The 16,010-nt window shown below is 57.6% G+C and carries 13 protein-coding genes; 6 read left to right on the top strand and 7 right to left on the bottom strand.

Annotation, left to right across the window (positions count from 1 at the left end; genetic code table 11):
• Window positions 1-62: 62 nt before the first annotated feature.
• The 6 genes from Q1A34_RS05715 to Q1A34_RS05690 all read left to right on the top strand — a co-directional run bounded on the left by Q1A34_RS05715 (window position 63) and on the right by Q1A34_RS05690 (window position 6,478).
• The gene (locus tag Q1A34_RS05715) at window positions 63-881 is read left to right on the top strand and encodes a putative hydro-lyase (RefSeq protein ID WP_300031895.1); all 819 of its coding nucleotides are present in this window, start codon (window positions 63-65) and stop codon (window positions 879-881) included.
• A 25-nt stretch (window positions 882-906) separates the two neighbouring features.
• Entirely contained in the window at window positions 907-1,938 is a 1,032-nt protein-coding gene (locus Q1A34_RS05710; RefSeq protein ID WP_300031892.1) for a TRAP transporter substrate-binding protein, read from the top strand.
• 24 nt (window positions 1,939-1,962) lie between these two features.
• Window positions 1,963-2,511, top strand: a complete 549-nt coding sequence (locus tag Q1A34_RS05705; protein WP_300031890.1) for a TRAP transporter small permease subunit — start codon at window positions 1,963-1,965, stop codon at window positions 2,509-2,511.
• The gene (locus Q1A34_RS05700; protein ID WP_300031888.1) at window positions 2,508-3,791 is read left to right on the top strand and encodes a TRAP transporter large permease; all 1,284 of its coding nucleotides are present in this window, start codon (window positions 2,508-2,510) and stop codon (window positions 3,789-3,791) included. Before Q1A34_RS05705 ends, Q1A34_RS05700 begins: the two co-directional genes overlap by 4 nt.
• Before the next feature lie 280 nt (window positions 3,792-4,071).
• Window positions 4,072-4,695, top strand: a complete 624-nt coding sequence (locus Q1A34_RS05695; RefSeq protein WP_300031886.1) for a GNAT family protein — start codon at window positions 4,072-4,074, stop codon at window positions 4,693-4,695.
• Window positions 4,685-6,478, top strand: coding sequence for a tetratricopeptide repeat protein (locus Q1A34_RS05690; protein ID WP_300031884.1), 1,794 nt, complete (start codon window positions 4,685-4,687; stop codon window positions 6,476-6,478). The genes Q1A34_RS05695 and Q1A34_RS05690 overlap by 11 nt, the downstream gene beginning before the upstream one ends.
• A 5-nt stretch (window positions 6,479-6,483) precedes the next feature.
• Here the strand turns inward: Q1A34_RS05690 and Q1A34_RS05685 are convergent, their stop codons facing one another.
• The 7 genes from Q1A34_RS05685 to Q1A34_RS05655 form a co-directional block, all read right to left on the bottom strand.
• Window positions 6,484-7,059 (bottom strand): pentapeptide repeat-containing protein, encoded by a 576-nt coding sequence (locus tag Q1A34_RS05685; RefSeq protein ID WP_300031882.1) that lies wholly within the window; start codon window positions 7,057-7,059, stop codon window positions 6,484-6,486.
• 73 nt (window positions 7,060-7,132) lie between these two features.
• Window positions 7,133-8,407 carry a hypothetical protein gene (locus tag Q1A34_RS05680; RefSeq protein WP_300031880.1) on the bottom strand — a complete coding sequence of 425 codons (1,275 nt, stop codon included), beginning with the start codon at window positions 8,405-8,407 and terminating at the stop codon, window positions 7,133-7,135.
• Between the two features lie 38 nt (window positions 8,408-8,445).
• The gene (locus tag Q1A34_RS05675) at window positions 8,446-9,228 is read right to left on the bottom strand and encodes a TfuA-like protein (protein WP_300031878.1); all 783 of its coding nucleotides are present in this window, start codon (window positions 9,226-9,228) and stop codon (window positions 8,446-8,448) included.
• Window positions 9,225-10,448: a YcaO-like family protein gene (locus Q1A34_RS05670; protein WP_300031876.1), complete on the bottom strand. Its 1,224-nt coding sequence runs from the start codon at window positions 10,446-10,448 to the stop codon at window positions 9,225-9,227. Before Q1A34_RS05670 ends, Q1A34_RS05675 begins: the two co-directional genes overlap by 4 nt.
• A 314-nt stretch (window positions 10,449-10,762) precedes the next feature.
• The gene (locus Q1A34_RS05665) at window positions 10,763-12,133 is read right to left on the bottom strand and encodes an HlyD family efflux transporter periplasmic adaptor subunit (RefSeq protein WP_300031874.1); all 1,371 of its coding nucleotides are present in this window, start codon (window positions 12,131-12,133) and stop codon (window positions 10,763-10,765) included.
• Window positions 12,130-14,316, bottom strand: coding sequence for an ATP-binding cassette domain-containing protein (locus tag Q1A34_RS05660; RefSeq protein ID WP_300031872.1), 2,187 nt, complete (start codon window positions 14,314-14,316; stop codon window positions 12,130-12,132). The genes Q1A34_RS05665 and Q1A34_RS05660 overlap by 4 nt, the downstream gene beginning before the upstream one ends.
• Window positions 14,317-14,320: 4 nt before the next feature.
• On the bottom strand, window positions 14,321-15,952 hold the full coding sequence (locus Q1A34_RS05655; protein ID WP_300031870.1) for an ABC transporter transmembrane domain-containing protein: 1,632 nt from the start codon (window positions 15,950-15,952) through the stop codon (window positions 14,321-14,323).
• Window positions 15,953-16,010: the final 58 nt, after the last annotated feature.

Genomic DNA, 16,010 nt, shown 5'->3' with positions numbered 1-16,010 from the left:
CTTACACTCGAGACTGCGCTGAAGCGACGGGGCCCATTCGGCCCCATCAGGGGGTGTTTGAAATGCCGGAACACAAAGATCTTGCGGGCCTCGATGTCCGGGACCTGCGCCGTCTGATCCGCGCGGGTGGATATACGCGCCATACCGCCGGACTTGCTGCAGGCAGGTTGCAGTGCAACCTTGCTATCCTGCCGGAAGAGTATGCGACAGACTTTATCCGGTTTTGCGAACTGAACCCGAAACCCTGCCCGATTGTCGCAATCGGCAACCCCGGTGACCCGTCGCTGCCCGAACTTGGACAGGACATTGATATCCGCACCGACGTCCCGCGTTACCGGCTTTTCCGGGACGGGGTGTTTGACGAAGAGGTGACAGACATCACAGATCACTGGCGGTCTGATTTCGTCACTGTTGCACTCGGGTGCTCGTTTACTTTTGAAAATGCGCTGATGGCCCATGGCATTGCCGTAAAACACATAGACCTTGATCAGACGGTGCCGATGTATCGCAGCAACATCGGGCTGAGCAGCGCCGGACCCTTTGGCGGTGAAATGGTTGTGACGATGCGACCCATCCCAGCGTCGCGTGTCGGGCAGGCCTGGGAAATCAGCAGCCGTTACCCGCAGGCGCACGGCGCGCCCATTGCGAAAGGCGCACCGCAGGACATTGGCATCGCAGACCTTCAACAGCCGGACTGGGGCGACCCGGTTGACGTCGAAGAGGGCGAGGTTCCGGTCTACTGGGCCTGTGGCGTCACCCCGCAAAACGTTCTGATGAAAGCAAAAATACCATTCTGCATTACCCATGCACCCGGCCACATGCTGGTGGCTGACGTGGCAGAAGATGCAGACATTCCCGCATTCAACGCACACCAAAACTGAAAAAAATCCAACGAGGAGACATCACATGCGTAAGACACTCACGCTTCTGGCGGCCACTACCGCTCTTGCTACACCGGCAATTGCAGAAAACCTTTCGGTTGTCGGCAGCTGGTCCAGCCTTCCGCTGCACAAGGAATATGAAGCACCGTTCTGGAATGAAAAACTGCCCGCGGCTTCGGACGGCAAACTGACCGTTGAGCTGACAACCCACAACCAGATGGGCCTTGGCCTTGGGGACATCTACCCGCTGCTGGGGCAGGGCGTCTACGATGTGGCGATGACAGTCGCAGACTACGCCGTGGCCGATGCCCCGGAACTGGAAGGTCTGGACGTGCCGTTGCTGGCGCTGACCGCTGACGAGGCGCGCGCCATGGTCGATGCCGCCCGCCCGATGGTGGCCGACATTTACCGTGACCGGTTTAACTCTCATGTGCTGGCCATTGCGCCCTATCCGCCGCAGGTCGTTTTCTGCAATCACGACATCGCCGGTCTGGATGATCTGCAAGGCCTTAAGGTGCGCGCATCCGGCCGCATGACCGCAAAGCTGCTTGAGGCCCTGGGCGCGGAAGGCGTCAACGTGTCTTTCTCTGAGGTTCCCGGTGCGCTGCAGAACGGCGTCGTTGACTGCGCCGTAACAGGTGCGGGTTCGGGCTACAGTGCGGGATGGTGGGAGGTTTCCACACACCTGATGCCGCTCCCGCTGGGTGGCTGGGACTCCGTTGTGACAGCTGTGAACCTGGACAAGTGGAACGGGATGGATGCAGATACACAGACTCTGATTACTGCTGAGGCCAAAGCAGGCTTTGAGGACCCGGCGTGGGCCTCTGCGCAGGACGCGCTGGTCAATGATATCGCTTGCCTGACGGGGAATGGTGACTGCCCGGCCGGTGAAAGCCGCTCGATGGTTCTGGTCGAGGCATCGGATGCCGACTTTACCAGAGCACGCGATATCCTGACAAGCGAAGTGCTGCCCGACTGGGCCGAGCGCGCGGGCGGAGACTGGGCCGAGCGGTGGAATGCCTCTGTCGGCAAGGTCGTCGGCGTCGAAATCAAGTAACCCTGAACACCGGGAACCCCTGAGATGGAACAGAATATCATTGCGCAGCTGCGCCGCATTAACCGGGGCATCGCGATGCTGGTCGGGCTGATGCTCTTTGCCTGTGCCGGCGTTGTGCTGCTAGATATTATTCTGCGTCGTTTCGGGGGCTCTCTGGGTGGTACCGACGAGATCAGTGGCTATGTTATGGCCATTGCCACCTCGTGGGGCATGGCATTCACGCTTCTGGAACTCGGACATGTCCGGATTGATCTGCTGCGCAGCCGGGCAGGCGACACTGTACGCTCGCTGTTTGATGTATTCTCTATGACGGTCATGAGTGGCGTTATCGTGATGATCGCGATCAAAGCCTGGCCGGTTCTGGAACGATCCCTGAGTAACGGGTCGCGGGCAAATACCCCTTTGGAAACACCGCTTGCCTGGGTGCAGACACCGTGGTTCGCCGGGTGGGTCTGGTTTGCTGTGGTTTCCTGCATCATGACGCTGGCCGCTTTGTCACTGACACTGAAAGGCCGGCATGACGAGGTCGAAGCGTCCGTTGGCGCATTCGCGGAACAGGATATGTTGCAATGATCGGATCTGTTGCTGCCGGGCTGCTGGGCCTGCTGACACTTTCAATTCCAGTTGGGATCGTTCTGTTCCTGCTGGGTTTTGGGGTTGATACATTCTTCTCTTCGTTCCCGCTGACGCGGGGTCTGGGGAATATGGTCTGGTCGGCGTCGAATTCCGCGACCCTGATCGCGATCCCGTTCTTTGTGCTGCTGGGTGAAATCCTGGTCCGCAGCGGGGTCGCGACACGCACGTATGCCGCCCTTGATCGCTGGGTCAGCTGGCTGCCGGGCGGCCTTGTTCATGCAAACATTGCCACTGCAACAATGTTTTCTGCGACCTCCGGTTCTTCAGTCGCTACCGCTGCGACCGTTGCCACGGTGGCTATGCCACAGGCAGAGAAACTGGGCTACGACCCCAAGCTTTTTTCCGGAGCCATTGCCGCGGGTGGCACGCTGGGTATCATGATCCCGCCGTCTATCAACCTGATTGTTTACGGTTTCCTGACGCAGTCTTCTATTCCGCAGCTTTTCCTTGCGGGTCTGTTGCCGGGACTTGGTCTGGCGCTCGCCTTTATGGTCATCACTGTGCTCTTGTGCCTGCTGCGCCCGGGCCTTGGCGGCGTCCGTCGTACCTTTCCCCTGGCGCAGATGCTGCGTGCGCTGATTGATCTGGTGCCGATCCTGCTGCTCTTCGGGCTGATTGTCGGGTCCATTTACAAAGGCTGGGCGACACCTACTGAGGCCGCGTCTGTCGGTGTGGCGGGGGCGTTGCTGATCGCCCTGTTCTTTGGCGGCGTATCGCTGGATATGCTCAGGCAAAGCGCCCTGGGCACGGTCAAGATCACCTCCATGATCATGCTGATTGTTATTGGCGCGTCGTTTTTGAATTTCACCCTGGCCTCCGCTGGTCTCGGACGGGAGCTCACAGCCTTTATGAATGGCCTTGGCCTGACACCGCTGGGAACCATTATGGTGGTCGTGGTGCTCTATATCGTCCTGGGATTTTTCATCGAAACGCTTTCGCTGATGGTCGTAACGATCCCGATCATTGTTCCGCTGGTGGTTGCGCAGGGATTTGATCCGATCTGGTTCGGCATCCTGATGATCGTGCTGATCGAAATGGCGCTGATTACGCCGCCCGTTGGCCTCAACCTCTATGTGGTGCAGGGCGCGCGAAAGTCCGGAACACTGTCTGAGGTTATGCTGGGATCGATACCTTATGTGATTGCAATGCTGCTGATGGTTGTGGCGCTGATTGCGTTTCCATCCATCGCGCTATTCCTGCCGCAGGCCCTGCAATAACCCAATCCCGACACGGTTGAGGACACCCGATCAGGTCTGAATCTGCGTCAAGTTCTGGCCTTGCAGAGGAGGCGTCGCCACAAATCCTGTATTCAGGACAACCTGTTATGCGACCCGCGCGATGTCCAAGCTTCACAAACGATGATATTTCGGCCATTGATACGTACGGTGCCGGAAACTGTTGTTAATCACACCTCCATAGTCTGAGGGGTGCGGGCAGCCGGAGTTTTGGGCAGAAAGCGTCCGCGTTTTCCGAAACCTGGCTCGTGGGAAGTTTGATATGGCTGAACAGAACGCAGAAGTGATTACGTGGCGCCCGATGGCGCTGGACGATATCCCCCGCATCGCTGGCTGGTTCTGGAATTTTGATGACGCGGCGCTTTTTGACCGTGCCTTGCCTGTCCCCGTGAGCGTGGACGGCATGCGCGAGAGCTGGAGGCGCTCGCTGGAGCAGACCTCGCCCCCGGCAGGTTACTGGTTTTTAGCAGAAGCATCAGACGGCACACCTCTTGGCATCTGCGGTCTGGAAAAGATCAGCTATATCCAGGGCGACGGTGTGCTGCCTTTTTTTGTGGCCGGGCATTTCCGGAACAGGGGCCTTGCTACCGCGATGTCAGTGTCGATGCTGGATCTGGCATTCAACAGGCTGCGCCTGCACCGGCTGACAACATTCTATCGCGCTGACAACGTGGCGTCTGCAAAGGCTCTCGGAAAACTGGGGTTTCGCGACGAGGGCTGTTTCCGTGAAGCGTGGTTTGCAAACGGCGAACGCAAAGATATTGTCATCTCCGGCATTCTTGGTTCCGATTGGCTGGCGGAACGGGAACGCGTTATTGACTCTGTGAAAGCGACCTGCCACCTGAAGTTTACCCCTACATGCTGGAAAGCGGAACGTGGCGCATAGCACTGAAGTAACACCCGGATCCAAAGACAACCTGCGTCGCAGGCTGGTTGCGATCGTGTTTGCTGACGTGGCCAATTTCAGTTCTATGATGAGCCAGGACGAAGTCGGAACCACCTTGTCGGTTGCCAGCCGTCTGGAAAAATTCCGCGAGAAGATCAGTGCATATTCCGGTGAATTCAAAGGCTCTGCGGGCGACAGCGCCTTCATGGTTTTTGAAAGCGCTGTGGCCGCAGTAACCTTTGCCGTTGAAATGCAAAAAGCGCTGGCCGAAGAAAACGAAGGCCTGCCAGAGACGGAACAGATCTGGTTCCGCTTTGGGATCAATCTCGGCGAAGTTCTGGTGAGCGGTGACGAGATCACCGGCGAGAGCATCAATATTGCAGCCAGGATCGAGGCTTTTGCCGCGCCGGGTCAGGTGTGTATTTCCGGTGCTGCGTACGACCACGTCTGTAACAAACTGAAATTCGGTTACGAATATCTTGGCGGGCAGGATTTCAAGAACATCGGACGCACCATCGATGTGTTTCAGGTACACGAAAATCCGACATCAGCAGCCATGACACCAGGGTTGCGTCGCAATCTGGAAAACTCGGCAGAGTTCAAAGAGCGCCCTATCGCCAGCCAGTCGATAGTTGTCCTTCCCTTTGGGTTTCAGGGCAGTGATCAGGATGACCGCTGGTTTGCCGACGGTCTGACGGAGGACGTGACGACAAACCTCTCGCGGTTCCAGGAGTTTTTCGTGATCGCCCGCGGGTCTGCCAACATGTATGCGGACCGTGTCAAAGGGCCGGCCCAGGCCGCGCGGGAGCTAGGTGTGCGGTACGCGGTGGACGGGTCAGTGCGCAAGGCAGGATCGCGTATCCGGATCACACTGCAGCTGCTGGATGCGCTGCAGGACAGAACAATCTGGGGCGAGCAGTATAACCGTGACGTCGAAGACATTTTCGACCTGCAGGATGAGATCACGCAGATCATTGTGTCGGCAACCGCCGCCCGTATCGAGGCAACAGAACGTGACCGCATGCGCCTGTTGCCGCCGGCCAATCTGATGGCTTACGGGTTTGTGCTGAAAGGTCACCGGCACGTTCTTAAATACACCCAGCCGGAGGTTCGCCAGGCCCGTACATTGTATGAAAGCGCGATAGGCAGCGATGCCCGGTATGCGCGTGCCTATGCCGCCAAGTCACGGACGTTCAACCTCGACTGGCGCTACGACTGGGCGGAAAAGCCGGATATTGCACTGGATGACGCGCTGAATTTCGCGCGCGAGGCCATTGATCTGGACGAATCTGACGCGCGCGGATTTGGCGAGCTGGGCTTTGCGCATCTGTACCGGAAAGAGCATGAACCTGCGATCAACGCCTACGACAGGGCGTTGAAACTGAATCCGAATGATGCAGACCTGATGTCTGACATGGCAGATGCGCTTGCACACACAGGTCGGTCAGAAGAGGCTATTGAGCTTTTGCACAAAGCGATGCGTCTTAACCCGTTTTATCCAGACCAGTATATCTGGCATCTGGGGGGCGCTTTTTTCAATCTCAAGCGCTACGAAGAAGCGATTGAAGCCATTCAGAAGATGCAGAACCCCACAGAGGGCCGCCGTATTCTTGCCGCCAGTTATGGCCATCTGGGACGTCTGGACGAAGCGCGCGCGCAGGCGCGGCTTGTGCGCGAGGCCCATCCGAATTTCTCAGTGGACAGATGGGCCGCCGTTCAGCCGGACAAATTCGAGGACGACGTGCAGCATTTTCTCGATGGAATGAAGCGCGCCGGTCTCTGACCGCCTCAGTCGGATGCGTCGCCGCGTGCACCGCTGATGCGTGCACCGGACACACGTGCGCCGGAGACGCGCGCGCCGGAGACCCGTGCGCCGGAAACCCGGGCACCTGATACGCGTGCACCCGAGACCCGCGCGCCGGAAATACCCGCCAGATCCTCACCGCCGAGCTCGAGCAGCAGATCTTCAAACTTGCCCTCGTCTACGTCGAGACGCACGGTTTTGTCCGTACGCTGAACGACCCAGGCAGACAGATCATTGTAGAATGCGTGGTTCTTTGTGCTGGGTCCCGGAACCGGAACGGTTTTCGGGTCATAGGCTTTTTCAGCATCGACCATGAACAGAACCGGTGTCATCATTTCGACGAACACGCCATCGTATGTAGCGCCATAAATACGTGCGGGCTGGTTCTGATCCGTGTCTTCCTCGCGCTTGTCATTGTGCGTTTTGACAACCGAAAGATCGTCCACCAGACGGCCGAAGAGCACAATCGACGCGGAACTCGCAAGCGTTTCCCGCCCCAGTTTTTCCGGGAACGCTTTGTTGTCTTTTGACTTATGTGCGGAAACTGTTTTGTTCGTCATAGTGTTTGTGTCCTTCTGAGGAGACGGGTATCCCGAAAACGTCTTTCTGAAATGGTTAACTTATAATGCGGTGTCAGTCCATCGGAAGCATGGTCCGGACAGAGTTTGCGTGGCTGTCCTTGTCCAGCGGGGCCAGCTGCGGTCCCACTTCGACAAAGCCAATGTCGCGCAGGCGAAAGTTCCCGCGGATGATACTGGCAAACCGACCGTTGGTGTGATCCTGATCCACTTCCAGAAAAACGTCCGCCACATCGACAAAGTTCAGGTCCTGCCGGCTGATCCTGTCCCAGGTGTCCGCCAGATAGGTCCCGAGAATGTCGCGCGCATCCAGCAGTGCCTGTTTGAATTTTTCCGGGTGATCCGCATAGGCCTCGTCAAACATCTCCTGCATCACCGGAGCATAGTCAGCGGTTGCCAGAAGCTGGTCTGACAGGTCCTCCATTTCGGCGCTGATTGCACCGTAGTCCAGCAGCATTTCGTGGAAAATATCGACAAGAATATCAAAAAAAGCGCCTGTCAGCGGTTGCGACAGATGGTGTTCCTTGACCCAGCCCGTCGCAAATTCGCCGAGCCGCCTGTCATTTGCGGCAATGCGGATCTGTTTGTTGTCTGACAGTTCAGCAATCCGGTTCACCGCGTTGAGCATGTAAAGATTGCCGCGTGTATTCTCCAGCAGCAGATCCACAAGCGAATTGAAATGCAGCGACGAAATCAACGCGACCAGGTCGGCCGCGCTTTCATGAAACCCAAAGTATTCGCCAGTGACGTTCTCAGGGTCTGGCACGCCCACTTCCGAGTAGATGATCGCATGGCCGACTTCATGCGCAATGACATCAAAGTTCAGGCTGAACGGGCGATACTTTCCGGTCGACTTGTCGCCACCCATTTCGAGAAACCCGTAACCGGAGTAAGCATTTTCAAGAGACGGCAGAATCGTAAGTTCCAGCCGGTCATAGGTTTTCTCGCTGTGAAACGGAATGCGTCGCCCAAAGTAGTCTTCCCAGATATCGAGAACAAATCGCGTTGACCCGAAAAGATGTGCAGTCTCGAACTGTGGCGTGCCCGGTTCAAGATAGTCAAAATTCCCGTTTTCATCGGGCATAGCAGGTTCTTCGATCTCACCTTTCCAGGGCGGCGCTGCTGCGGCCTGACCATCCGGCGCAATGCCGTACGGATCCTGCTTGCCGACAGGAAAAATCGTGTACATCCGGTCGTCTGACGGACCGGGACCGACAGTTCCGGGAGGGGAGGAAACCATAACCGTTTCTGGTTCCGCAAAACTGTCGAGAAAACCCGGTTGCGGAAACAGGCGGAACCGCGTTCCGTCGAAAACCTCACTGTCAGACACGCGTCAGGCCCCCCATTGGCATCTGTCTCCGGCTGATCTTATCCGGACGGAAAGCTCTTGTCTTTAAACATGTTATATCCACCACCGGATCCGCTTTCGGCTCTTTCCCGTGCCTGCCAGGTGGCCGTCGCCTGAACCCACAGATCAGTCTGTTCAAAATGAAAGTCAGGTGTGGGCTGATCAAAATCGCCTCTGGCCAGCAGTTCCAATAACTCATTCGCATCCAGGCTTTTCTGATCGGTCTCATTTGTGCGCACCCAGTGCTGTAATCTGTCCAGCACTGCCTGAGGCAGGTCGCCTCGCAGTGCTGCCAGTACGCTGTCCCAGGTGCGGGATTTGTAGTGCAGGCCTTTGGCGATGGATGCAGCCTGTTCTGCCTGTTTGTCTGTGATCACTCCATTCTCACGGGCGGCTTCAAAGGTCGCGCGTGCATTGACCATTGCCAGACTGAGAACCGGGTAGCCCAGCTCAGCAGGGCCGTGCAGAAGAGCCACCTCGTCATCGTCCGTGTATTCGCCGCTGCTGTAAGCCGCGTAAATCCTGCCGACCCCCTGCATGCCAAACTGATCCAGTTCCGCGGCGCGCAGTGCTCCCATGCTCGCGGCACCCAGAACAGCGATACCCTGACCGATCGCCCAGAGGATTTCCTTGTGCCAGACAGCGGGTACACCGTCGAAGTATCCGTCAATGACCGCAATGGCCCTGGGCCCTGTGCGCGCCGCAAGATAAAGATCACCCTGCCGGACCGGGGGCTTGAATTCCAGATCCGGCCACTTGTCAGTGTCCAATCTGGCTACAGATGGCCCGGCAAACACGATCATGCGGCACCTCGGGCAGACAGCGCGCGCTCGCCCGGAACATACAGATCGTCATCATGCGGCGCTTCAAGCCCCGGTATGATCACCCGGACCACCGGAATTCCATATTCCTTGCGTGACAGGTCAACCACGGCAATTTCGCGGATGCCTGCAACACCCAATTGCTGTTTCAGCCAGTTTACTGTCGCCTCCAAGGCGTCTGCACGAAACCCCATGGCGGCATCGAAGATACGCATTGCCCCGGTGCTTGCAGGCAACCCTTTGAAAGCCATCCAACGTGCGGCACGGCCATTGTCTGAAAACTCATCTTCGGTGAGATCTTCGCGGGCACCTGATATGTAGTTCAGCCGTGTCTGCGCCGCTTCGTTCAGCGCGCGGTGCAGCGCTGTGATGGGATCACAGTGCGTTCCGGAGCCCAGACCGGGATGCGCGCCGGGATCATTTCGGTCAAGGATCAGGCACATCCATGAGGGTACCCGGATGTCCGAGGTGATGTCCCACAGACGAACCTCCATTCCCGCCTGTTCAAACCTGGCAATTGATCCCCTTATTCCGGTGTCCGCTATAGTGTCCGGATCCGTTTGTGTCGCGGCCTTTAACTGATCCGGCTGGTGGTGCCAGACCGAAAGTGCATCGCGTTCAATAACCTCACAAATCGCATGCGCGATGGCTTCGAGGATGTGATTGCCGGACGCCAGACCATTTGTGGACGCGGGAAACAGACCAGCATCGCTTGCGACCGGATGGGTATAGTCTGCATGGACCATTTCGAAGGGTACAAGTTTTTCCTGGCCGTCCATCAGATCCTTTGCCATTATCCAGTGCAGCCGCATGTTCGCTGGCACCTGACCCGCCGGCGTCGCGGGCAGGCGATCAAGCTCTGCAAAACTAAAACCTGATGATTTCAGATCGGCGACACTGGCATAGAGAACCGGTTTCGTGACGTTTTCAGCGTGCCAGATTTCTATGGCTTCCATAAGCGCAGAAGCACTTGCATGTTCCTGAGTGATCCCCTTTCCCTGGGAGACAGAAATCGATCTGGCATTGGGTCTGACGGCAAGCATGACCGGCAGCCCAATCCTGTCCAGTCCGGTGATGTCAGCCAGACGGGTGATGCCAAAAGTTTTCATCAATGGCCGGATGCGGTCGAGCGTTTCTTTCGCCGGACATATCCTGGATTGATCCGGGATTGCAGTTCTGTCTGGTATTGTCTCGCCGGACATGGCGGGCCTCTCAGTTCAATTTCTCCAATGAGGAGAAATTACTGCCGAAAAGCAAGCCTTTGTACGCCGCGGAAGATGTTCCTACAACCGACGGGATGCCTTGCGAAAAAGGATAGGTCCTTTCCGCACAGGGGCCGGGCTTCCACCGCCGCGGTCTGTCGATCGCTGAAACGCGGTATTTGGCCCGCAGCGACTGTTCCTGCCGCCCGCAGCCGCAGTCCGAGGGAATAGAAAGGACAGCGCAGTTTGCGCACACATTTTTCATGTCAGCACGCTGTGTCCTAAAAAAAACCGCTGGGGCAGGGGCGCCCTGGTCAGACTTCAGACAGAGACTGGTCCTGAATGCGGCGGACAGGATGCAGCAGGTAGCTCAGAATTGTGCGAACGTCTGTCAGTATGTCAGCGGTAACGGTCATGCCCGGTCTGATGGACATGTCTTCACCGCCTCCGGATATGTCTTCGGGCAGGTTCACGGTTACGCGGTAAACGACCTCGCCCGTTTCATTGACAAAGCTTGTTGGTGATACCTCGCTTACCTGGGCATTGATGAATCCAAACCTTGTGAAATCATAACTTTCAATCTTGAGCTTTACGTCCATGCCCTCTTCGACCGATCCGATACGACCGGCAGATATATTCACCACCGCGCGAAAAGAGGTGCCAGGCGGCACAATTTCAGCAATGACATCACCCGGGGCGACGACTTCATTTGCGTGTCTCACGTCCAGACGGTGAACCTGGCCGCCGTTTGCGGTCCGCACGCTTGCGCGTTCAATGCGCGCTGCCGCGTCGGCAAGCGCCTGTCGCAGAGTGGTCAGTTCATCCTCTATTTTTGTCAGACGGACCGCGGCATCCCTGCGTCTTTTGGCCAGCAACTCATCTCTCTGTCTTAGGTTTTCCTGCTGTGCAGTTTCCAGCTCAGTCCTGCGACCAATAATCTCTTCCAGGGTGCGGTTCAGCTGCAGGGCTTCGCGTTCAAGTCTTTCGCGGTCGATCAGCCGCACTGTGCCGCTTTCTGTAAACCGGGCATATCGGGCAAGCTGTTCCTCGACGATGCTTTGCTCGTCCATGATGATACCGGACAGGGCACGTGCGTTTTGCACCTGCGAGACGAGTGTTGTGTTCTCTGCGGCGATCCGCTCGAGCTGGGCAATCAGAAACATCTGTTCGCTCCAGAAAGCGACAGAGGCGGCATCACCTGAATTGCTTTCGACACGCATTGCGCTTCCATCAGCCTGAATGAGAAAGCGGACCCGGAGGGCTTCATTTTCCAGTGTACTGATCCTGGAAGCGAGGGTTCGCGCCTCGCGTTCAACCTGATCTGTGTCGAGTTGGAGAATGATCCCGCCTGCTGGCAGCACGGCGTTGTCCTGAGCCATGAGATCACGGACAACGCCGCCGTCCGGATGCTCTATGCGCTCCATTCGCCCGGTCGGTTCAATGGTGCCTGCGCCGGTTACTTTTTCCTCAACCTCAACATGAGCCGCCCAGAAGAGCGTAAAGACGACGATGGCAGAACAGACTGCAACAGTCAGGCGGGCGGCATGGCTGTCCCTGATTTCTTCCAAAGACGCGTGTACCATATGCGCCGGAATACCAACGGGCTCTGTACTCACCTCGGAGCCGGCGTTTTGTTTGCCGGTGTCCGGTGTCCTGGATTTTTTGGAAGGTCTGCGGCGGATCATACGGCCACCTCCTTTTTATCATTCAGCGACCTGAAACCCACCTTGGCTGAATCGACATGGATCAGAGCATCACAGGCCCTGACGATGCTGGGCCGGTGGGTGACTATCAGGCTGGTCATGCTGCCTCTGCGCCGCTCCAGTGCGGCAAAAATGGCGGCATCGATTGCGGGATCGACATTTTCGGAAGCTTCATCGAGGAGGAGAACAGACGGTTTGATGAGAAGTGCCTGCGCCACTGCCAGTGCCGTGCGCACACCTCCGGAAAGCAGCGTCCCGTCCAGACTGGGGTCAATGCGGCTGTGGATGCCCTGTGGCAACCGTTCGATAAGTCTGTCCAGACCCACGGCGTGCAGCACAGTTTCGATCTGGTCATCCGATATCAGCGGGTCCACAAAGCGCAGGTTCTGCGCAAGCGTCCCATAAAGCAGGTGCGGGCGCTGGGGAACGAGGACAATCTGTCGGCCGAGCGCCGAGCCGGAGAGCTCACTGAGGCTGACACCTCCAAGGCGCACGCTTCCGGCCTGCGGGCGGATCTGGCCGGCCAGAACGCCGAGGAGAACAGATTTTCCGGAACCGGAAGCGCCCGTTACCGATACAAGCTGTCCATGGGGAATGTCCAGCGAAACGCCTGCGAGGGTTGGAAGATGGGCGTTGGGCCCGCGCAGGTAGACGTTAGAAGCGCTCAATTGGGTGAGTACCGGGGCTGATTTTTCCATGTCCTGCAGTTCGGCTTCTTCCGGGAATTGCATCATCGCGTTCACCTGACGAAAAAGCCGCAGCAGATCACCGGTTTTTGGCAGGATGAGCAACCCTTGCTGGGCGGGTGCTACAGCGCGCCAGGTCAGCATGGTCGCTGCCACCAGTTCGCCACCGCTCAGATCGCCCGCAATAACCAGCGCGGCTCCGGAAAAGATAATGCTCGCGGCTGCTGTCGGCAGACAAAGGTAGGAGAGCGCTTCCAGTGCCGCTGATGCGCGCGCAAGTTTGAAGCGTGCTGCGACGGCCGTATCAATTGTGCGTTCGGCTTTTTCGGCCCAGGGCCATGCGAGGCCGTTCTGAGCAATCAGATCTCGTTTTTCGATGGCCTCCATCTGAAGACGCGACAGCGCGGAACGCGCGCGGGCGAGAACACTGGCACGTCTGACAATCATTGGAACGATAAAGGCAGCCGCGAGGAGAAATCCGAAAATCACGGCTGCAATCGTTATTGCCAGTGTCGGAGAAAACACAGCAATCGCGGCGAACAGAATAAGGGTTACCGGCAATTCGAGAGCCAGAATGGCAAAGGGACCTGCAAACAGATCCCGCAGGCCTTCAAGATCTCTCAGCCGGACTGCCTGATCCGCTATAGGGGCCCGTTCAATCATTTTTCCGGGCAATTTCAGAAGCTTGTCGAACAGGGCTGTGCCCAGAAGATATTCGAACCGGCCGGAAATCCTGCCCAAAACCCGGGCCCTTATAAAGCGGAACATCAAGTCGAAAAGAAAAAGGGCTCCTGCCGCCACAAGTACGGCAACAATAACGCCGGGTTCTTGTCCGCTGACAACGAGATCAAACAGAAAAATCACAGCAAGGGAGAATACCACCGTCAGCAGCCCGCTGAAGATCGTGAGAAGAAATGCCAGCCGCAGGCCTGGTGCAAAGCGGGCAAATGTATCGGCCGTATAATTCTCCCCGGTCTGGTTCGGGGTCGTGCCTCCTATTGGGGCGGCGGGGCTGAAATCGACAACGGTGTATGCCCGGTTTCCGGACAGGGGCAGCTGTTGATCTGGTATTCCGTGGCCTGCCGGACGGACAAGAGCGGCGGGCGCCTCGTCCGGCGACACGACCGCCCAGAGGCGTTGACCGCCTCCCGTTACAACGAGTGCGTTTTTTTGCTTTGCCAGTGCGTGGCCTGGTAACTGCCGGAGCCGGCAGGTGAAACCAAGGTTTCGCATCAGGGCACGCAGGGTATTTGTGTCCAGTTTCGACGCCAGGTAGGGCATGGCACCTGCAAGGTGGCTTGCGTCCGGCATCCAGCCGATACCTTCAAGCAGCATCAGCAAAAGCCGGGCATCCTGCGGTTCCATCGGAACACCTGAGATTTTGCCGGATACCAGACCCTCCAGAATTGCGTCATAAGCCCATTCAGAGGGCCCGGTGGACACGGGCGGATCTGCTTTTATGGTCTGGGACTGCGTCATGCCTTCAGACCTCTTGCGGTGTCGTGCAGTGAAGCGACAGGTCCAGCGTCTGTGTCGCAAGTGCTGCATAAGAAGGTCGGTTGGTCGCGAGGATCAGAATGTGTTCAGCTGCGTGGCGCTTCAGCCAGTTCAGCAACTGCTGATCGGTTTCCTGATCCAGACCAGAGTTCGCCGCCAGAAAAACGATTACATCCGGCTTCGTGGCGAGGCCGGCGATATTTGCGGTAATGCGTTTGGCGGATTGTGGCAGCCCGTCGTCCTCCGGACCAACACGCGCCTGCAATCCCATCGGGTTCTGACGCATGACCTTTTGAAGGCCCAATTCGCGCGCAAGTGTCAATGCCGTCTGACCGTTACGCTCGGGTCGGAGCGCGCAGGCATTGTCGAAAAGCGTACCTTCGAGAAGCTGCGCATCTTTGGGCAGAAGCCTTATTCGGGTCTGACGGTCTTCGAGGCTGAAAGCCGACAAGGCACGGCCATTTGCCGTGATCCAGCCTTTGGCAAGAGCGATCCGCCCGGTAAAGAGCTGTGCGGCAACGTCCAGCCCGACCGGATCGTCGCTTTGAAGAAGCAGGCAGTCTCCTTTCCTGAGTGTCAGGTTGATGTTCTTCAGAGCGATGCCAAATTCCGGATCAGGATCGGTTGTGACCTGGCAGATTTCCAGCGTGTCGATACATTCAAGCGTCTGTTCGCCGGTCTGCTGCAATGGCACATCCGTCAGTGCTCTGAAATCGGCTTCGGCCTCACGCGTGCTTTCCAGGCTGGACAGAAAGCCTTCCATACGCAGGACAGGCTGTACGATGCGTCCGCTGAGGACGACGACGGCGGCGAGCACACCGATACTGGCCTCGCCGGTCAGCACCAGCCAGCCCGCAGTTGAAGCGGTCAGCAGGGGGGTCAGATTGCTGATCGCGGCAGTGATACCCTGTGCCTGCTGGACGCGGCGTGTCATTTCCGTTGTGTGCACGGCAGACTGTCCCAGCAGTCTCTCCTGGCGGCGACTCATCAGTGAGCCGATCTGGATTGCGCGAATGGACCGGATACCGCCCAGAACTTCGCGCACGAAGCTGTAGCGCCGGGCTTCGATCCCGAAACGTTCTCGGCGCGCGGCATCAATGCGTCTGCGCAAACCGCGCAGGACGAAAAATGTCACCGTCAGCATCAGGGCGACTGCGATCGCCACAGTCGGGGATAAAAATGCGATAACCACCAGAAAAAGCACTGCAAATGGCAGGTCGAGCAGGGCGCCTGCAGCACCATCTGCGCGCTGGCTGCGCAGCCGGTCGACAGAGGAGAGCCGCGTCACCAGAGTGCCGCCGTCGACGCGTTTTCGCTGTGTGGGGTCCTGCATGATGACGGACCAGAGGGCGCGCGAGTAGGCCTGGCTCTCAAACCGGGCAGCAAAGAATGCCAGCAATCTGGAACGGGATAATCGCAGAGCACAGTCAGTCAGAAGCGCGAAGGCTACCATGGCCGTCAGGACAATAAGAGTTTCGTGCGCCGCGTTGGGAATTACGCGGTCGTAAATCTGCAGCATTGCGAGGGGAACAGCGAGAGCGAGCAGGTTCGCAACCAGCGATGCAGCAAGCACCGCCGGGTCACGCGTTACTGATCTGAGCGCTCTCAGTTCATGCATCAAACCACTCCATTGAGCGGTCTTTGTAGTCAGTAACGTTTAATATTGAGATAATTCA

It is taken from the genome of uncultured Roseobacter sp. (genome assembly GCF_947491795.1).
Taxonomy (GTDB): domain Bacteria; phylum Pseudomonadota; class Alphaproteobacteria; order Rhodobacterales; family Rhodobacteraceae; genus Roseobacter.
The sequence above is the reverse complement of the archived record's forward strand: the minus strand, read 5'-3'. Positions and strand labels throughout refer to the sequence as shown.

Excerpts from the sequence above, each read along its gene's own strand:
- Q1A34_RS05715 (WP_300031895.1), top strand. The coding sequence starts at position 63 with ATGCCGGAACACAAAGATCTTGCGGGCCTCGATGTCCGGGACCTGCGC.
- Q1A34_RS05710 (WP_300031892.1), top strand. The coding sequence starts at position 907 with ATGCGTAAGACACTCACGCTTCTGGCGGCCACTACCGCTCTTGCTACA.
- Q1A34_RS05705 (WP_300031890.1), top strand. The coding sequence starts at position 1,963 with ATGGAACAGAATATCATTGCGCAGCTGCGCCGCATTAACCGGGGCATC.
- Q1A34_RS05700 (WP_300031888.1), top strand. The coding sequence starts at position 2,508 with ATGATCGGATCTGTTGCTGCCGGGCTGCTGGGCCTGCTGACACTTTCA.
- Q1A34_RS05695 (WP_300031886.1), top strand. The coding sequence starts at position 4,072 with ATGGCTGAACAGAACGCAGAAGTGATTACGTGGCGCCCGATGGCGCTG.
- Q1A34_RS05685 (WP_300031882.1), bottom strand. The coding sequence starts at position 7,059 with ATGACGAACAAAACAGTTTCCGCACATAAGTCAAAAGACAACAAAGCG.
- Q1A34_RS05675 (WP_300031878.1), bottom strand. The coding sequence starts at position 9,228 with ATGATCGTGTTTGCCGGGCCATCTGTAGCCAGATTGGACACTGACAAG.
- Q1A34_RS05670 (WP_300031876.1), bottom strand. The coding sequence starts at position 10,448 with ATGTCCGGCGAGACAATACCAGACAGAACTGCAATCCCGGATCAATCC.
- Q1A34_RS05665 (WP_300031874.1), bottom strand. The coding sequence starts at position 12,133 with ATGATCCGCCGCAGACCTTCCAAAAAATCCAGGACACCGGACACCGGC.
- Q1A34_RS05660 (WP_300031872.1), bottom strand. The coding sequence starts at position 14,316 with ATGACGCAGTCCCAGACCATAAAAGCAGATCCGCCCGTGTCCACCGGG.
- Q1A34_RS05655 (WP_300031870.1), bottom strand. The coding sequence starts at position 15,952 with ATGCATGAACTGAGAGCGCTCAGATCAGTAACGCGTGACCCGGCGGTG.